The 15,817-nt window shown below is 69.6% G+C and carries 15 protein-coding genes; 8 read left to right on the top strand and 7 right to left on the bottom strand.

The annotated features are described in order from the left end of the window. The first annotated feature begins 34 nt into the window (after nt 1–34). On the top strand, nt 35–1,066 hold the full coding sequence (locus ACOYR3_RS09350) for a tripartite tricarboxylate transporter substrate-binding protein (RefSeq protein WP_422846169.1): 1,032 nt from the start codon (nt 35–37) through the stop codon (nt 1,064–1,066). A 24-nt stretch (nt 1,067–1,090) separates the two neighbouring features. Here the strand turns inward: ACOYR3_RS09350 and ACOYR3_RS09345 are convergent, their stop codons facing one another. From ACOYR3_RS09345 to ACOYR3_RS09335, 3 genes are all read right to left on the bottom strand, one after another. Next, the gene (locus ACOYR3_RS09345; protein ID WP_291484919.1) at nt 1,091–1,303 is read right to left on the bottom strand and encodes a DUF2788 domain-containing protein; all 213 of its coding nucleotides are present in this window, start codon (nt 1,301–1,303) and stop codon (nt 1,091–1,093) included. Next, nucleotides 1,300–2,160 (bottom strand): DUF2189 domain-containing protein, encoded by an 861-nt coding sequence (locus ACOYR3_RS09340; protein ID WP_422846168.1) that lies wholly within the window; start codon nt 2,158–2,160, stop codon nt 1,300–1,302. The genes ACOYR3_RS09345 and ACOYR3_RS09340 overlap by 4 nt, the downstream gene beginning before the upstream one ends. Before the next feature lie 398 nt (nt 2,161–2,558). Continuing rightward, entirely contained in the window at nt 2,559–3,320 is a 762-nt protein-coding gene (locus ACOYR3_RS09335; protein WP_422846167.1) for an HAD-IA family hydrolase, read from the bottom strand. 141 nt (nt 3,321–3,461) lie between these two features. Here ACOYR3_RS09335 and ACOYR3_RS09330 point away from each other — a divergent pair, with 141 nt between their 5' ends. The 6 genes from ACOYR3_RS09330 to ACOYR3_RS09305 all read left to right on the top strand — a co-directional run bounded on the left by ACOYR3_RS09330 (nt 3,462) and on the right by ACOYR3_RS09305 (nt 11,882). Then, complete coding sequence (locus ACOYR3_RS09330; RefSeq protein WP_422846166.1) at nt 3,462–3,863, top strand: DUF2946 family protein; 402 nt, start codon at nt 3,462–3,464, stop codon at nt 3,861–3,863. Nucleotides 3,864–3,965: 102 nt separating this feature from the next. Further along, nucleotides 3,966–6,230 carry a TonB-dependent receptor gene (locus tag ACOYR3_RS09325; RefSeq protein ID WP_422846165.1) on the top strand — a complete coding sequence of 755 codons (2,265 nt, stop codon included), beginning with the start codon at nt 3,966–3,968 and terminating at the stop codon, nt 6,228–6,230. Between the two features lie 182 nt (nt 6,231–6,412). Further along, a complete protein-coding gene (hemH, locus tag ACOYR3_RS09320) occupies nt 6,413–7,522 on the top strand; it encodes a ferrochelatase (protein WP_422846164.1) in 1,110 nt (369 codons plus the stop codon). Between the two features lie 354 nt (nt 7,523–7,876). After that, nucleotides 7,877–10,363, top strand: coding sequence for a Lon protease family protein (locus ACOYR3_RS09315; protein WP_422846163.1), 2,487 nt, complete (start codon nt 7,877–7,879; stop codon nt 10,361–10,363). Between the two features lie 82 nt (nt 10,364–10,445). Beyond that, nucleotides 10,446–11,057 carry a LysE family translocator gene (locus tag ACOYR3_RS09310; protein ID WP_422846162.1) on the top strand — a complete coding sequence of 204 codons (612 nt, stop codon included), beginning with the start codon at nt 10,446–10,448 and terminating at the stop codon, nt 11,055–11,057. A 9-nt stretch (nt 11,058–11,066) separates the two neighbouring features. Further along, nucleotides 11,067–11,882, top strand: coding sequence for a helix-turn-helix domain-containing protein (locus ACOYR3_RS09305; RefSeq protein ID WP_422846161.1), 816 nt, complete (start codon nt 11,067–11,069; stop codon nt 11,880–11,882). A gap of 46 nt (nt 11,883–11,928) precedes the next feature. On the opposite strand, the gene ACOYR3_RS09300 is transcribed toward ACOYR3_RS09305, so the two are convergent. From ACOYR3_RS09300 to ACOYR3_RS09285, 4 genes are all read right to left on the bottom strand, one after another. Then, nucleotides 11,929–12,753: an alpha/beta fold hydrolase gene (locus tag ACOYR3_RS09300; RefSeq protein WP_422846160.1), complete on the bottom strand. Its 825-nt coding sequence runs from the start codon at nt 12,751–12,753 to the stop codon at nt 11,929–11,931. Nucleotides 12,754–12,779: 26 nt separating this feature from the next. After that, entirely contained in the window at nt 12,780–13,211 is a 432-nt protein-coding gene (locus tag ACOYR3_RS09295) for a hypothetical protein (RefSeq protein ID WP_422846159.1), read from the bottom strand. Between the two features lie 32 nt (nt 13,212–13,243). Continuing rightward, nucleotides 13,244–13,654 (bottom strand): hypothetical protein, encoded by a 411-nt coding sequence (locus tag ACOYR3_RS09290; protein WP_422846158.1) that lies wholly within the window; start codon nt 13,652–13,654, stop codon nt 13,244–13,246. 329 nt (nt 13,655–13,983) lie between these two features. After that, on the bottom strand, nt 13,984–14,682 hold the full coding sequence (locus ACOYR3_RS09285) for a class I SAM-dependent DNA methyltransferase (RefSeq protein ID WP_422846157.1): 699 nt from the start codon (nt 14,680–14,682) through the stop codon (nt 13,984–13,986). Nucleotides 14,683–14,806: 124 nt separating this feature from the next. Between ACOYR3_RS09285 and ACOYR3_RS09280 the strand changes: the two genes are divergently transcribed. Continuing rightward, complete coding sequence (locus ACOYR3_RS09280; protein WP_422846156.1) at nt 14,807–15,682, top strand: LysR family transcriptional regulator; 876 nt, start codon at nt 14,807–14,809, stop codon at nt 15,680–15,682. Nucleotides 15,683–15,817: the final 135 nt, after the last annotated feature.

Genomic DNA, 15,817 nt, shown 5'->3' with positions numbered 1-15,817 from the left:
GCAGAACGCCGTTGTCCCCCACCTGAAGTGCACGATGTCCACGCTGCCAGACGTTCCACCGCTCCACCGCCGCCAGGCGCTGACCGCTCTGGCGGCGTTCTGCGCCGCCGCGCCCTGGCAGACGGCCGGGGCCGAAGCCGCGGACGCGTCGTCAGCACCGGCGGAGTGCGTGGCGCCCTCGCGGCCCGGCGGCGGGTTCGACCTGACCTGCGGGCTGGCGGCGCAGGCCCTGCAGGCGGTGCGCCCGGGCCGCGCCGCGCTGCGCACGCGCTACCTGCCGGGCGGCATCGGGGCCGTGGCATTCGACCAGGTGGCCACCGGGCGGCTGGGCGGGCCCGGCACGCTGGTCGCGTTCTCCAGCGGCTCCCTGCTCAACATCGCCCAGGGCCGGTTCGGCCCGCACCCCGTCAGCGCCGTGCGCTGGATCGCCACCTTGGGAACCGACTACGGCGTGGTGGCCGTGCCCCGCAGCGCGCCCCACCAGCGCCTGGCCGACGTGGTGGCCGCCCTGCGCACCGACCCGGCCCGCGTGGTGTTCGGTGCCGGCGGCACCTTGGGCAGCCAGGACTGGATGAAGGCAGCGCTGCTCACGCGCGCCGCGGGGCAGGACCCCAAGCGCATGCGGTTCGTGGCCTTCGAGGGCGGCGGCGAGGCGCTGAAGGCGCTGGCGGGGGGGCACATCGGTGTCTTCACCGGCGACGCAGCCGAGGCCCTCCAAGCCCAGGAGCGCGGCGTGCCGCTGCGCATCCTCGCCGTGCTGGCCCCCGCCCGCCTGCCCGGCGCGCGCGCCGGCCTGCCGACGGCCCGGGAGCAAGGCGTTGCGCTGGAGTGGCCCACGGTGCGCGGGCTCTACATGGCGGCCACGGCCCCCGAGTCAGCGGCCCGCGCCTGGGTGGCCGCCTTCAGCGAAGCGCTGGCGGCGCCCGGCTATGCCGCGCTGTGCAGCCAGTACGGCCTCTACCCCTTTGCCCGCACGGGCGCCGCGCTGGAAGCGTTTGTGCAGCACAGCCTGGCCGGCTACCGCCAGCTTGCCCAGGAGCTGGGCTTGCGCACCTGGGCGCGGTAGCCCCGCGAGATCGTCAACAGCTTCTTAGCGCTCCAGCCACCACTGGATGACCACCTTGGCCAGAAAGCCGAGGAAGCCCACGCCCAGCCCCAGGAAGAGCACAAAGGTACCGAACCTCCCGGCCTTGGACTCCCAGGCCAGCTGTCCGATGATGAACAGCATGTACAGGATGAAGGCCCCGACGCCGTAGGTGAGAAAGAAGCCCGCGATCTCGGACTCGCTGAAACCAAAGATCACCGTGCTACCCCGTTGTTCTGCAAGGCCGTGGCGGCCCCGTTCGGTATTTCGCGCTCGGGCAGGCTGGAGGCATCGACCAGGTCGCGGTAGGCGTGCCAGCTGGCGTGGCCCAGCATGGGCAGCACGGCCACCAGGCCCAGCAGCAGCGAACCCAGCCCCAGCAGCGTGAAGCCCAGGATCAGCGCTGCCCAGAAAGCCATGGGCAGCGGGTTCGCCACCACGGCCTGCCAGCTGGTGAGCACCGCCTGCAGCAGCGTGGCGCGCCGGTCCAGCAGCAGCGGCATGGCCACCACGCTGGACGCAAAGATCGGCGCAGCCATGAGGCTGCCCAGGCCCAGCCAGAGTTCAAACAGCCAGCCTTCGCGGGCCATGACCACATGGCGCAGGAAGTCGACCGGTGTTTCGATCGGCACCGGCGCCAGCAGCGTGATGAGCGCCGCCGACGTCAAGACCCAGCCCGTGCCGGCCAGGGCGAGCAAGAGCCCGAACCGCACCATGCACCAGGCGTCGCCGCCCCCGTTGTTGCCGCGGCTGGTCTGCCACTGGGACCAGGTCCTGAGCACCACGCCCAAGTTGGCCGGCTCGCCGCGCTCCAGGGCGCGGCTGAGCGCATACAGCCCCGTGGCCAGCACCGGCGCCACCACCAGAAAGCCTGACAGCGCCCCAGCGAGTAGCCAGAAGCGGTGGTGCGCCACGCTCAGCATGGCGCCGCCCGCCAGAGTGACCGCCAGCCCATGGGCAAAACTGATCCAGCCCGCGCGGGCCATGTCGCGCCACGCCAGGATCAGCCAGATCATGGGCTGCACCATGCGGATGGTGCGGACGGTGGGCAGGGGTGGGGGCGGTTTACGTGGCATGGCGGGGGCCGCGCGAGCGACGGGGGAGTGTGGCGTCAACAATTGACGGGATCAAGCGCCAAGGCGCCTGCACGAAACCAAATCTTGACCTGGAACAAGCAATGCCGCAATGCACCGGTGGCAGGCGCCTAAGAACCTCTTCAAGATCTTTTCGGGGTCGCACAAGCACCTTGCCGGGATGGGATGCAAGGCGCGGTGCGCCGTGGATAGCTTGGGCTTGCACAAGCGCCGCAATGCAGCAGACCGCCCGGCAAGGCGCTTGCCCGAAGGGTTGGAGTGAAATCGGGCGCCTGGACGCCCCGGCTGCTTGCATGGGCATGAGCCCATGCGGCGCATCCGGAGCATCCACCCATCCCGATTGCACTCCAATGCGATCCCGAAAAGATCTTGAACAGGTTCTAAGACAACAACTGGCGCAGCGCCGTGAGGCTGCCCACCGTGGCATGCGGTGGCGCCTCGTAGGGCCAGGCGTGCTCTGCGGGGTTGATCCACACGGCCTGCAGCCCGGCCTCCATGGCACCGCGCGCGTCCAGCGTGGCGTCGTCGCCCACGTGCAGTATTTCGTGCGGCTGCACCTGCAGCGCCTGGGCGGCTGCGTGGAAGATGCGCGCATCCGGCTTGGCCACGCCCAGCACGGCGGCGCTGAGGCTGTGCCGGAAATAGTGGCCAATGCCCACCACGTGGACGTCCGCATTGCCGTTGGACACCGCGGCCACGGGGTAGCGCGACGCCAGGAAGGCCAGCGTGTCATGCGCGTCATCGAACAGCTGCACCCGCTGGCGCTCGGCAAAGAACCGGTCGAACGCCGGTTCCGCCAGCGCCGGGTCGTCGCCGGCCTGGGTCAGCGCCGTGCGGATGGACTCGCGCCGCAGCGCGCTCAGATCGTGCTGCAGGTCGGGCCGCAGGCCGACCATCTGGTCCCGGATGGCGCGCAGCGCCGCCGTATCGCCAAACAGCGCTGCGGTGGCCGGTGCATGCTGCTGCAGCCACTGCAGCAGCACCTTCTCGGCCCGCGCAATGGTCGGCCAGATGGGCCACAGCGTGTCGTCCAGGTCCAGGGTGATGGCGCGGATGCGGGAGACGTCCAGTTGCGGGACGGGTAGCGCGGCAGGCGGCGTGGACGTGGCAGAGGGCGGCAAGTCGGTGCGGGGGAGGGACATGGTGGATGAGAATACCCCACGCTCCCGGCGCAGGCTCTTGTGGGGGCTTCGGGTTCCCGCGGTCCCGGAGGCGCGCCTGACCGCCGGCACTCTTGATGCAGCTCAAGGACCACGGTCGCCGTTGTATTGACAATGTGCAACGTGACCTCCTGCCCCCTTCGCTCCCGCACCGGCAAGCGCCTGCCCGCCGTGGCGTTGGTGCTGCTGGCGCTGTTTGCCCAGCTCTGGCTGGCGCAGGTGAGCACGGCGCATCTGGGGCAGATGCTGCAGCAGCAGGCCCTGTGGCGTGACGTCTGCACCACGCAGGCCACGCCGGCATCCCAAGAACAGCCCGATGCCCCGCCAGCCCATGCGATGGGCGGCATGCACTGCCCCGTTTGCAGTGCGGTGGCGGTCAGCTTTACGCCCACCCGCATGCCAGCGGCCGTGGCGCCGCCGGCCGCGGACGCGTTCTACCGCGTGCGGGTCGCTTCGGCAGATCTGCCGGAGCCGCGGCACACCAACCTGCGCCCACCGCCGCAGGCGCCTCCGGCCACGGCCTGAGCCGCACCTCTCCGTTCCCCCCCTTTTTTTTCCGGCAGCCACCGCCGCCTTCGGCCGCGCCTGCCGGATGGGCCTGCGCCCATCCATTCTTTGTGGACCGCCATGATCACGCATCCCCGTTTGCGCGCCGGACACGGCCGCGCCTTTCCTGCGACCCTGCGCCCCCTGTGCGCACTGCTCGCCGCCCTGCCCCTTGCGGGCTTTGCCCAACAGGAATCCTCCCTCCAGGCCATCACCGTCACGGGCTCGAAAGCCGCCGTGGAACCCACGGGCTCCAGCCAGGTCGACGGCAGCGCCATCGAGTCCGGCCGCACGGCCAGCAGCGACACCGCCGCGCTGCTGCGCGCCGTGCCGGGCGTCAGCCTCATGGGCGCGGGCGGCGTCTCCAGCCTGCCCAGCGTGCACGGCCTGGCCGACGACCGGCTGCGCATCCAGGTGGACGGCATGGACCTCATCTCCGCCTGCGGCAACCACATGAACCCGCCGCTGTCGTACATCGACCCCACGCGCGTGGGCAGCGTGCGCGTGTTCGCCGGCATCACCCCCGTCAGCGTGGGCGGCGACAGCATTGGCGCCACCATCCAGGTCGACTCGCCCGCGCCCGAGTTCGCTGCCCCCGGCCAGGGCCGGCTCCTCCAGGGCCAGGCGGGCACCTTCTACCGGAGCAACGGCCACGGCACCGGGGCGAACCTCTCTGCCTCGTATGCCACCGAGCAGATGAACCTGCGCTACGACGGCTCCACGGCCCAGTCGGACAACTACCACGCGGCGCGCGCCTTCAAGCCCGCCGGCAGCGCGGCCAGCGACAAGCCCGACCAGTGGCTGGGCGGCGACGAGGTGGGCTCGTCCAGCTACCAGACCCGCAACCATGCGCTCGGGCTGGCCCTGCGCGGCGACGCCCATCTGGTGGAACTGAAGCTCGGCCTGCAGGACATTCCCTACCAGAACTACCCGAACCAGCGCATGGACATGACGCGCAACGGCAGCCACCAGTTCAACCTGCGCTACCAGGGCCGGTACGGCTGGGGCCAGCTGCACGCGCGCGCCTACCACGAGAAAACCCGGCACAGCATGAATTTCGGCCAGGACAAGCAGTACTGGTATGGCGCTGCCAGCAACGTGCCCGGCATGCCCATGGACACCGAGGGCAAGACCACCGGCGCGCAGGTCAAGGGCGACATCGCCCTGAGCGCGCGCGACACCCTGCGCGTGGGCGCCGAGGCGCAGCGCTACGGCCTGGATGACTGGTGGGCGCCGTCGGGCGGCGGCATGGGGCCCGACACGTTCTGGAACATCCGCGACGGCCAGCGCAACCGCCTGGACGCCTGGGGCGAGTGGGAAGCGCGCTGGAACCCGCAGTGGCTCTCGCAGGTCGGCCTGCGCAGCAGCCGGGTGCACAGCAACAGCGGCGCCGTGCAGGGCTACAACAGCAGCTACGCGGCCGAGGCCAACGCCTTCAACCAGCGCGACCGCGAGCGCAACGACCACAACATCGACTTCACCGCACTGGCGCGCTACACCCCGGGCGCCAACGCCAGCTACGAGTTCGGCTTTGCGCACAAGACCCGTTCGCCCAACCTGTACGAGCGCTACACCTGGTCCACGGGCGGCATGGCCATGCGCATGATCAACCTGGCGGGCGACGGCAATGGCTATGTGGGCAACCCCGACCTGAAGCCCGAAGTGGCCAACACCCTGAGCGCCACCGCCGACTGGCACGACGCCACCGGCGAGCGCTGGGGCGTCAAGTTCACCCCCTACTTGAGCTACGTGAACGACTACATCGACGCCAAGCGCTGCAGCGGCGGCAGCGGTGCCATGTCCGCCTGCAACGCTGCCAACCTCACCGCCACGCAGGGCTTCGTGTACCTGCAGTTTGCCAACCAGGACGCGCGCCTGCACGGCTTCGACCTTTCGGGGTTTGCCGACCTGGGCACTACCGCGAACTGGGGGCAGTTCACCCTCAGCGGCATGCTGAGTTCCGTGCAGGGCACCAACCGCACCACGGGCGAGCCCCTGTACAACACCATGCCGCTGCATGCGCGCCTGGCCCTCACGCAGCGCCTGGGCGGCTGGACGGGCACCGCCGAGCTGCTGATGGTGAGCGCCAAGACCCGCGTTTCGGCCGTGCGCAACGAACTGCCCACCACCGGCTACGGCCTCATGAACCTGCGCGCCAGCTATGAATGGAAGCAGGTGCGGCTGGACGTGGGGTTGGACAACCTGTTCGACCGCTTCTACCGCCACCCGCTGGGCGGCGCCTACGTAGGCCAGGGGCGCACGATGGCGGGCACCGCCGTGCCCTGGGGCGTGGGCGTGCCGGGCATGGGCCGCTCGCTCAGCGCGGGGCTGACCGTGAAGTTCTGATCCTTTCCCGGGCTGGGCGGCGGTGCCCGTGATCTACCGCCGCGTGATTCCATCGTTTACAGCCTCCAGCACTCCGCAAAGGGTGCCGGAGGCTCTTTTTTTGCCCTGCCGCCTGCCCCCACGTCCCCAGGCCTTGCAGCCCCGCGCGTGCGCACGGGCCTTGCCTTGCGTGAGAATGCGGTATGCCGTTTCAAACCGAACCGCCCTATACCCACGGACAGGCCGACCGCACCGCCGTGCTGCTGTGCAACCTGGGCACGCCCGACGAGCCCACGGCCCCCGCCGTGCGCCGCTACCTGGCGCAGTTTCTGGGCGACCCGCGCGTGGTCGAGATCCCCAAGCTGCTGTGGTGGCCCATCCTGCACGGCATCATCCTGCGCACGCGCCCGGCCAAGTCGGCCGCCAAGTACGCCAGCATCTGGACCCCCGAGGGCTCGCCGCTGGCCCACTGGTCGGCCCGGCAGGCCACGCTGCTGCGCGGCTGGCTGGGCGAGGCCGGCCACAACGTGCTGGTGCGGCACGCCATGCGCTATGGCAACCCGTCCATCGCCAGCCAGCTCGATGCGCTGAAGGCCGAGGGCGCCACGCGCATCCTGATCCTGCCGCTGTATCCGCAGTATTCCGGCACCACCACCGCCAGCGTGTTCGACGCGGTGTACGCCTGGGCTGCGCGCACACGCCACGTGCCCGAGCTGCGCTTCGTCAACCGCTACCACGACGCGCCCGGCTACATCGACGCCCTGGCCCGCACCATCGAAGCCCACTGGAAAACCCACGGCCAGCCCGACCAGCTGGTGATGAGCTTTCATGGCGTCCCCGAGCGCACCCTGCACCTGGGTGACCCCTACCACTGCGAGGCCCGCAAGACCGGCCGCCTGCTGGCCGAGCGCCTGGGCCTGCGCGAGGAGCGCTTTCGCATCACCTTCCAGTCGCGCTTTGGCAAGGCCAAGTGGCTGGAGCCCTACACCCAGCCCACCATCGAGGCGCTGGGCCAGGCCGGCACGCGGCGCGTGGATGTGGTGTGCCCCGGCTTCACCAGCGACTGCCTGGAGACCCTGGAGGAAATCAACATGGAAGTGCGCGAGGCCTTCCTGCACGCGGGCGGGCAGGAGTTTCACTACATTCCGTGCCTGAACGACAACGCCCACTGGATCACCGCGCTCAGCCGCATTGCGCAGCAGCACCTGGCAGGCTGGCCCACCGAGGCGCCCACCGCCGCCGCGCTGGCCGATGCGCGCAGCCATGCCCTAGCGGGCGGCGCTCCACAAGGCGCCTGCCCCGTGGCCCATTGACAATGGGTTGAATACTATACTTTTGATAGCTTCTCGCGCTTTATCCATAAGCGCTAGCGGCCATTTCTATCTAAAAATTGTCCCTCTCAAACCAGGAACCAATCCGCCCACCCACAGCGGCCTTCCGGGCTTGCCCCCTCTCCCCTCGCGGGAGAGGGTTGGGGAGAGGGGGCTGCACCCGCACCGCGCCCCTGCCATCCCGTGCCGCCCCCTCTCCCCGGCCCTCTCCCACAAGGGGAGAGGGAGTGAAAGCCCGCAGCGACAGCGGCCCAGCCTGGCGTTATTCATTCATGTTTTGTTTTGAGCTGGCAGCAGCAAGCTGAAGACCTGCTCCTCTCCACAGCCCACCCACCCATGCCTGCCCACGCCCTTGCCCCCCACCAGCTGCGCCTGACCATCGACCCCGCCACCCTGGGCTTTGCCACCACCGCCGAGCTGGCGGGCGAACCCCTGCCCTGGATCGGCCAGGAACGCGCCCAGGCCGCCGCACAGTTTGGGCTCAGCCTGCCGCAGCCCGACTACCACCTCTTCGTGCTGGGCGAGGTGGGCAGCGGCCGCGCGTCGCTGATGCGCCAGGCCATGCACGAAGCCGCGGCCCGCCGCCCCGTGCCGCCCGACCTGTGCTACCTGCACAACTTTGACCACCCCGAGCGCCCGCGCGCCCTGCGCCTGCCGGCAGGCCAGGGCCGCCTGCTGCGCCAGGGCATGGCCGACGTGGCGCGCACCCTGCAGGCCGACATCCCCAAGCGCCTGGCCAGCCCCGACTTCAAGGCCGAGGCCGGGCGCATCCAGCAGCAGTGGCAGACGCAGGAGTCGGCCGGCTTTGCGCAGCTCGACCAGTTCGCGCAGGCGCGGCAGTTCCGCCTCTCGCGCGAGGGCGGGCAGATGGTCTTCACCCTCAACGGCCCGCGCGGCCAGCCGCTGACCGAAGCCGAGGCCCGGGCCCTGCCGCCCGAGCGCCGCGCCGAGATCGACCTGGCCGAGCAGGCCCTGCGTGACGAGATCGGCCGCTTCCTGGACACCATGCGCCCGCTGGAACGCGCCCGGGACGAGGCCCTGGCCGCGCTGCGCCGACGCACCGTCAAGCCCCTGGTGGAACAAGGCCTGCAGGACATTCGCCAAGACCTGCGCAAGCAGATCAAGGACGGCGCCAAGCTCTCGCAATGGCTGGACCGCGTAGAGCGCGCGCTGCTGGAGCACATCGACCTGTTCGAACCCCTGCACGACGAGCCCGACAGCGACGCCGAGGCCGACCGCAAGGACGCGCTGGACGACCTGATCGCCCGCTGCCAGGTGAACCTGGTGGTGGACAACGACGGCCGCACCGCCGCCCCCGTGGTGGTGGAAGACCACCCCACCGTGCGCACCCTGTTCGGCAGCATCGAACACGGCCTGGACGCCGACACCGTGCAGGCCGACCACACCAGCATCCTGGCCGGCAGCCTGCTCAAGGCGCACGGCGGCTTCATCCTGCTGCACCTGCAGGACCTGGCCGCCGAAGAGGGCCTGTGGCCGCGCCTGCGCCGCTTCCTGCGCTGCGGCCGCCTGCAGATCGAGGAAGGCGGCGGTGGGCCCTCCGCAGGGCACGCCCCCGGCGCACCGGCCGCGCTGCTGCCCGAGCCGGTGGACGTGGATGTGAAGATCGTGCTGATCGGATCGGTCGAGGAGTACTACGCCCTGCAAGAGGCCGACCCCGACGCCGCCCGGCGCTTTCGCGCCAAGGTGGATTTCGTGGAGCGCTTTGCCGCCACCCCCGGCACCCGCCAGGCCACGGCCATCTTTGTGGCCCAGACCAGCCACAAGCGCGGCCTGCCCCACTTCAGCCCCGCCGCCGTGGCGCTGCTGCTGGAGCAATCCCACCGCGAGGCCGACGACCAGGGCCGCCAAAGCGCCCTCTTCGCCCACACCGAGGCGCTGGTCATCGAAAGCGCCGCGCTGTGCCAGCAGCGCGCGGGCACGCTGGTGGAGGCCAGCGACGTGCACGCCGCCCTGCACGCGCGCCGCCTGCGCCACAACTACCCCGAAGAGCAGCTGCACGAATCCATCACCGAAGGCGAGCGCCTGATCACCCTGAGCGGCAGCGTGGCCGGCCAGATCAACGCCATGACGCAGATCGACCTGGGCGACTACCGCTTCGGCTTCCCCGTGCGCATCACCGCGCGCACCTTTGCCGGGCAGGAGGGGCTGCTCAACATCGAGCGCGAGGTGGACATGTCCGGCCCCATCCACGACAAGGGCGTGCTCATCCTGCACAGCTACCTCACGGCCCTGTTCAGCCATGTGGCGCCGCTGGCGCTGAATGCCTCCATCGTGTTCGAGCAGGAATACAGCGGGGTGGAAGGCGACTCGGCCTCGTGCGCCGAGCTGTACGCGCTGCTGTCCAGCCTGTCGGGCCTGCCCCTGCGCCAGGGCATTGCCGTGACCGGCGCGCTCAACCAGCACGGCGAGGTGCTGCCCGTGGGCGGCATCAACGAAAAGATCGAAGGCTGGTTCCAGGCCTGCCAGACCGCCGGGCTGGACGGCACCCAGGGCGTGCTGATCCCTGCGCGCAACCAGCGCCACCTGATGCTGGACCCGAGCGTGCAGGACGCGGTGGCGCGCGGCCTGTTCCATGTCTACACCATGGGGCACGTGAGCGAGGGGATTGCGCTGCTGACGGGCGAAGCCTCGGGCATGAGCCCCGCGGAGCTGCAGCAGGCGCAGGCCGACGAGCTGGCCCACCGGGCGGCCGTGGCGGAAGACACCGTGTTGCAGCGCGCCGAGCAAACCCTGCGTGCCTACCGCCGGGCCTGCCAGAGCGCGGGGCACACGCGCAGGAGCCGGGGCCTCCGCGGGCGCTAGCCCCGCCGCGCAATTCTGTTCAATACATCCGCCGGCCGGCTGCCCATACTGAACCCGTTTCGCAACGGTGTTTCAGGAAGGTATGTCCGTGACGGCTCTTGTTTTTGGAATGGGCGTTTTCGCCTTGGTCGGCTCCATCACGCCGGGGCCCGTCAACATCCTCGCCGTCCGCCACGGCGCGCAGGGCCGGCCCGGCGTGGCCATGGCCTACGTGCTGGGCGCCAGCCTGAGCTATGCCCTGGTCGTGTGGCTCATGGGCAAGGGGGGCGAACAGTTGCTGGGCAGCCAGCCGCTCATGCTGGCGATGAAATGGGCCGGCGCCGGCTACCTGATGTACCTGGCCTGGCGCATCGCCACCGCGCCCCCGGCCCCACTGAAGGCGGCAGCTGCGCCGGCGGGGGACACCGCCGCCAGGGCCTTTGTCGACGGCGGCATGACGCAGTCGCTCAACCCGAAAGCCTGGATGGTCGCCTTGTCCGGCGTGGGGCTGTTCGTCCTGCCCCAGACCGATGTGCCAGCTGCGCTGGCGCTGTTTTGCGGTGTGTCGCTGCTGGCCTGCAGCTTCGGCGTGGGCTGCTGGGCGGTCGCCGGCCGGATCCTGACGCGCTGGCTGGCGGTGCCGGCACGGCAGAAGCGCTTTAACCAGGCCATGGGCCTGCTCCTCGCGTACAGCGTCGTCCATATGGTGCAATGATCTGCCACCATGCCATCCGACCGCCAGCACCGCATCCACCGCCACCCGGCAGCACCCTGGGCAGAGCTGCGCGTCAGCGTCAACACCCGGGACTGCTACCGCGCCCACGCGCACGCGGAATTTTCCGTGGGCATCGTCGACGCCGGCTGCGCCACCTTCCACCATCCCGGCGGACCTCAGCAGGTCAGGGCAGGCTCGGTGGTCCTCATCGAGCCCGGCGTGGTCCACTCCTGCAACCCCCTGCCCGGAAACATCTGGTCCTACCGGATGCTGTTCATCGAATCCGAATGGCTGCGCAATGCGGTTGCACGGGCCTGGGGGCTGGCGGCGCCGCCGGACGGGCTGGAATGGATCTCTCGCAGCATCGAGGACTCCGCCATCGCGCACTGGGTGGACCTGTGGTGCCGCCCCGTGACCTCGCAAGCCGCCGCCCAGGCGCTCGCCACGGACCTGCCCCGCTGGGTTGCCGGCCAAACCCGCGCCGGCCAGCCCTGGGACTGGGCCCATGTGCCCGCCGAACTGATCCCCGCCCTGACCGCGATGCAATCGGGCCATGAAATGCGCCTTACCGTGCAGACACTCGCCGAAGCCTGCGGCATGAGCAGCTCCCGGTTCATCCGGCGCTTCCAGGCCGCGTGCGGCATGACGCCCGGCAGCTACCTGCAAAACCTGCGCGTCAACGGGGCACGCCGGCTGCTGTCCCAAGGCATCCCCCTGGCCGACGCGGCCCACGCCATGGGCTTTGCCGACCAGGCACACCTGCAGCGCGCGTTCAAGGCCCACCACGCCATGACGCCTGGCAACTACCGAAGCGTGCCTTCCTGACGGGCGGGTGAGTCGCGCATCGCGAGCCGCCCGATCGGGTACTCAGTTAGTGCGGCTTTGGCAGATGATTGCGGGCAGTGCGCGCAGCCTGCACCGCCTCCCGGATGGCAAGGACCACCGCCTCCGGCTTTTCCAGCGGAATGCCGTGCCCGCTGTCCACCCACACCTGGGCGGAGCCTGGGTAGAGGTGCGCCAGGTCGGCCCGCTTGCGCTGGGCATCGTCGGCCAATGCCGACGGAGCCCCTGCGGCGCGCTGCGCACTCAGCACCCACACGGGCACCGCGGGGTTCACCGGCAGCCGGGACACCTCGTCGCCCGTGGCATCCAGGGCGGCCAGTTCCTGCTTGGCCGTTCCGGAAGTCGTGGCATTGAAGACCACCTTCAGCCACACCGGCCACTGCGCGGGGTCGCCTGCCCCCTTGACCTGGTCGGGGTGGGTGGAATCGACCAGCACCAGCGCCGCCACCTCGCCAGGGTACTGGCGCGCGAACAGCTGCATGTAGAGCCCGCCCAGGGAATGCCCCACCAGCACATAGGGCGGCGGCAGGTGGCGGGCCCGCAGCAGGGCTCTGAGCTCTTCCACCACGCGCGCACCGTCGCGCGGCTGCGAGGCCGCATCGCTGCGGCCGTAGCCCGCGCGGTGGTACGCCACTGCACGGGTTTGCGCCACGGCATCGGGCCAGACCTTGGCCCACCAGTCCAGCGTGGCGCCCAGTCCGTTCTCGAACACCACCACCGGGCCGCCCTGCCCCGCCTGCACGTATTCGACCTGGCGTCCGTCCACCGTGGCGGTGGTTGCGCCGGGCACCGTAGCGCAGCCGCTCAGTACCCACGCCAGCAGCAGGCCGGCCCAGTGCCATCGTTTCATCATGCTAGGTGTCCGCAAAGTTCCGCGTTTCAGCAACGCCCTGCCGCGCGCAGCAACGCATTGCATTCCTTGGCGGGGGCGCGGCCCGGCGGCTGGGGGCTGGAGGCCGCTGCCGGCGCTGCACCACTGCGCTGGCGCTGGCCACCCGCCATGGCGGTGCAGATCGCATCGGAATGGGGCGTCTGCCCAAACGTCATGGCTTTCTGAAAGCCGGTGACGCCGTACACGTAGCAACGGTAGGTCACACCATCGAGCGTGTTGACGGTGTAGTTCACGCGGCCACCGGTTTCCTCCTGCCGGTCGGTGATGGTGAACTGGCCCGCAATCCGCCCGATCGCCTGGGCCGTGCGTTGCTCCAGGCCCGAATCGTCGAGGGTGGAGGCACAGCCGGCGAGCAGCGCCAGCGCAGCGGCAAGGCACGCCCTGGGGGCGAAGGCCAGAAGAGGGACGGGTCGTTTCATGGAAGAAAGGGATGTCATGGTGCGCATGGGAATCAGCGGGTAAAGCAGTTGTCTGCGGGAATGGTTGCCACGCTGGAGGCCACGGCCCCCAGCGTGGGTTGAATGGAGGGAATCTCGTCGCCCAGCAGGCACAGCAGGTGGTTGGGCTGCAGCGTCCAGATGGCGCCCGCGCGCGTGCCGATGACGGTGCGCAGCTCACCCCAATGGGCCGCCAGCGCCGGGTTGGCTTCGGATCGGGCAAAGGTCACCGTGCCCGTTTTGGTGGGCCCAACCGCTTGGTAGGCGCCAGCGCAGTCGTTGCCCTGGAAGGTCAGCACGCCTTCAAAGTAGTCGATGGTGGTCTGCCCCGTGATGCGTGCGCGCACGGTCCGCTTGAACGACTGCGCACCCGCCTTGGCGCACCCTTTTTGCACCCAGTCGCCTTCCAGCGCGCTGATGGACACCGACGGGCCCGTACCACCGGAGCCCCCCGATCCACCCGATCCCCCGTTGGGTGGCTCGCTATCGTCGCCCCCGCCACCGCAGGCACCCAGGGCCAGTGCGGCCAAGACGGCCAGCGCCGCAACAGCCCCGCGAGTACAACGTGGGCGCTGCGATGAGAGGGAAAAATCGTGCATAAGAGGCTCCTTGGGCTCAACGGAAAAGAACAAACAAAAAGATCAAACGAGCTTGCAAAAAGAGAGGTACGCAACGGTGCTGAGAAAACAGCAGGCAAAACGAATCCCCGCGGCCCTGCCAAGGGCCGCCGCCTGCGGAGGGGGGATGGAGAGAATCAGCCCGGTTTGCGGGCGATGACGAAGGCGCGGGGGTCCTTGCCCCGCGTGCCATGCCGTTCGACGCAAACGATCTGCAGGCCTTGCCGCACCATGGCCGAGCGCAGCTGGTGCTCGTCAAAACACAACACGGGCGGAACCCTGCCCAGCGCACGCATCAACGGCACGGCCAGGTAAGGAATCAGCGGGTTCATCTCGGCAATACAGACGGTCTTGGAGATCAGCCGCCCGCCCGGGCGCAACGCCTGCACCACCCGCTTGAGCGTGTCGTCCAGGGCACTTGTCAGGTGCAACACGTTGAAGGCCAGCACCGCATCGAACGCCTCGGCACCGAAGGCCGCCGCCTCTGCATCCGCCACGGCAAAACGCAACTGCGGGGTGGGCTGTGCGGCCAGCCGCTGGTGGGCAATGGCGATCATCTTAGGCGACACATCGGTGGCCAGCAGGCTCCGGGCAAAGGGCGCCAGGCGCAACGCCGTGCTGCCGGTGCCACAGCCAATCTCCAGCACATCGTGCTGCGGCAAAAGCAGGCCCTGCACGCGCCACAGCGTGGCCTCGTACCCTGCCAGGTCGGCAATCGAGTCGGCGGCGTACTTGGGCGCAATGCGGTCCCAGAACCGTGCCTTGGACGCCGTAGCCGAAGGGGCGGCAGCAGAAGGCAATGCGTCAGCAACAGGAACGGTGGCAGAAGAGGTCATGGGGCAGGGACCGGGCGGTACAAAGGCAGTCAACGCGCAGCAGCGATAGGCAACACCCGGATGCTATCCATGCATTGCGGCGCAGGAAACTGCGGTAAATTGCAGTGAACATATACGTTTACGCATGGATCAACTCGACTGGAACCAGCTAAAAGCCTTTCTGCAAACGGCAGAAACCGGCTCGCTCTCAGCCGCCGCCCGCAAGCTGGGCCTGACCCAGCCCACCCTGAGCCGGCAGGTGGCCGCCATCGAACGGGACATGGGCGTGACCCTGTTCGAGCGCGTGGGCAAGGCCATGGTGCTCACCCCCACCGGGCTCGACCTGCTGGAGCACGCCCGCGCCATGGGCACCGCCGCCGAAGCCCTGGGCCTGGCCGCCAGCGGCCGCTCGCAGGCCGTGGGCGGCGTGGTGACGGTGTCTGCTACCGACGCCATCGCCGCCTACCTGCTGCCGCCCATCCTGCAACGGCTGCGCGCCCAGGAGCCCAGCATCGCGGTGGAGGTGATCGCGTCCAATGCGCTGAGCGACCTGCTGCGCCGCGAAGCCGACATCGCCATCCGCCATGTGCAGCCCGAGCAACCCGACCTGATCGCCCGCCTGGTGCGCCAGGCACAGGCCAGCTTCTATGCCTCCGAGGCGTGGGTCCGCGCCCACGGCCACCCCCGCACCGCGGAGGACGCCACGCGCGCCGTCTTTGTCGGCTCCGACCGCAACGGCCAGTACCTCGCCTACCTGCGCCACCACGGGCTGCAGCTGGGCGAACACCAGTTCAGCTGCTACGCCGACCAGACCGCCCTGTACTGGGAGCTGGTGCGCCAGGGCCTGGGCATCGGCGCCACGATGGACGAGATCGCCCGCCAGACCCCCGGTGTGGTCCGCGTGCTGGACGATGTGCCGCCGTTGCAGTTTCCCATCTGGCTGGTGTCGCACCGCGAACTGCGCACGGCACGGCGGATTCGGGTGGTGTTTGAGGCGTTGGCGGAGGGGTTGGCGGGCTGAGCGCGGAGCCTCTACCACACTGCTATCGCATGGGCTTCGGTTTCTTCTCGCTCACCCCAAGCACTATCGCCGCGCCTCCCGGAGAAAAAATCCGAGACGCTACGCGCTGGTATTGGCATGGCGGTCCTTCCGAAC

The organism is Acidovorax sp. M2(2025), from assembly GCF_049330835.1.
Taxonomy (GTDB): Bacteria; Pseudomonadota; Gammaproteobacteria; order Burkholderiales; family Burkholderiaceae_C; genus Acidovorax.
This window is presented reverse-complemented; position numbering and strand designations above follow the sequence as displayed.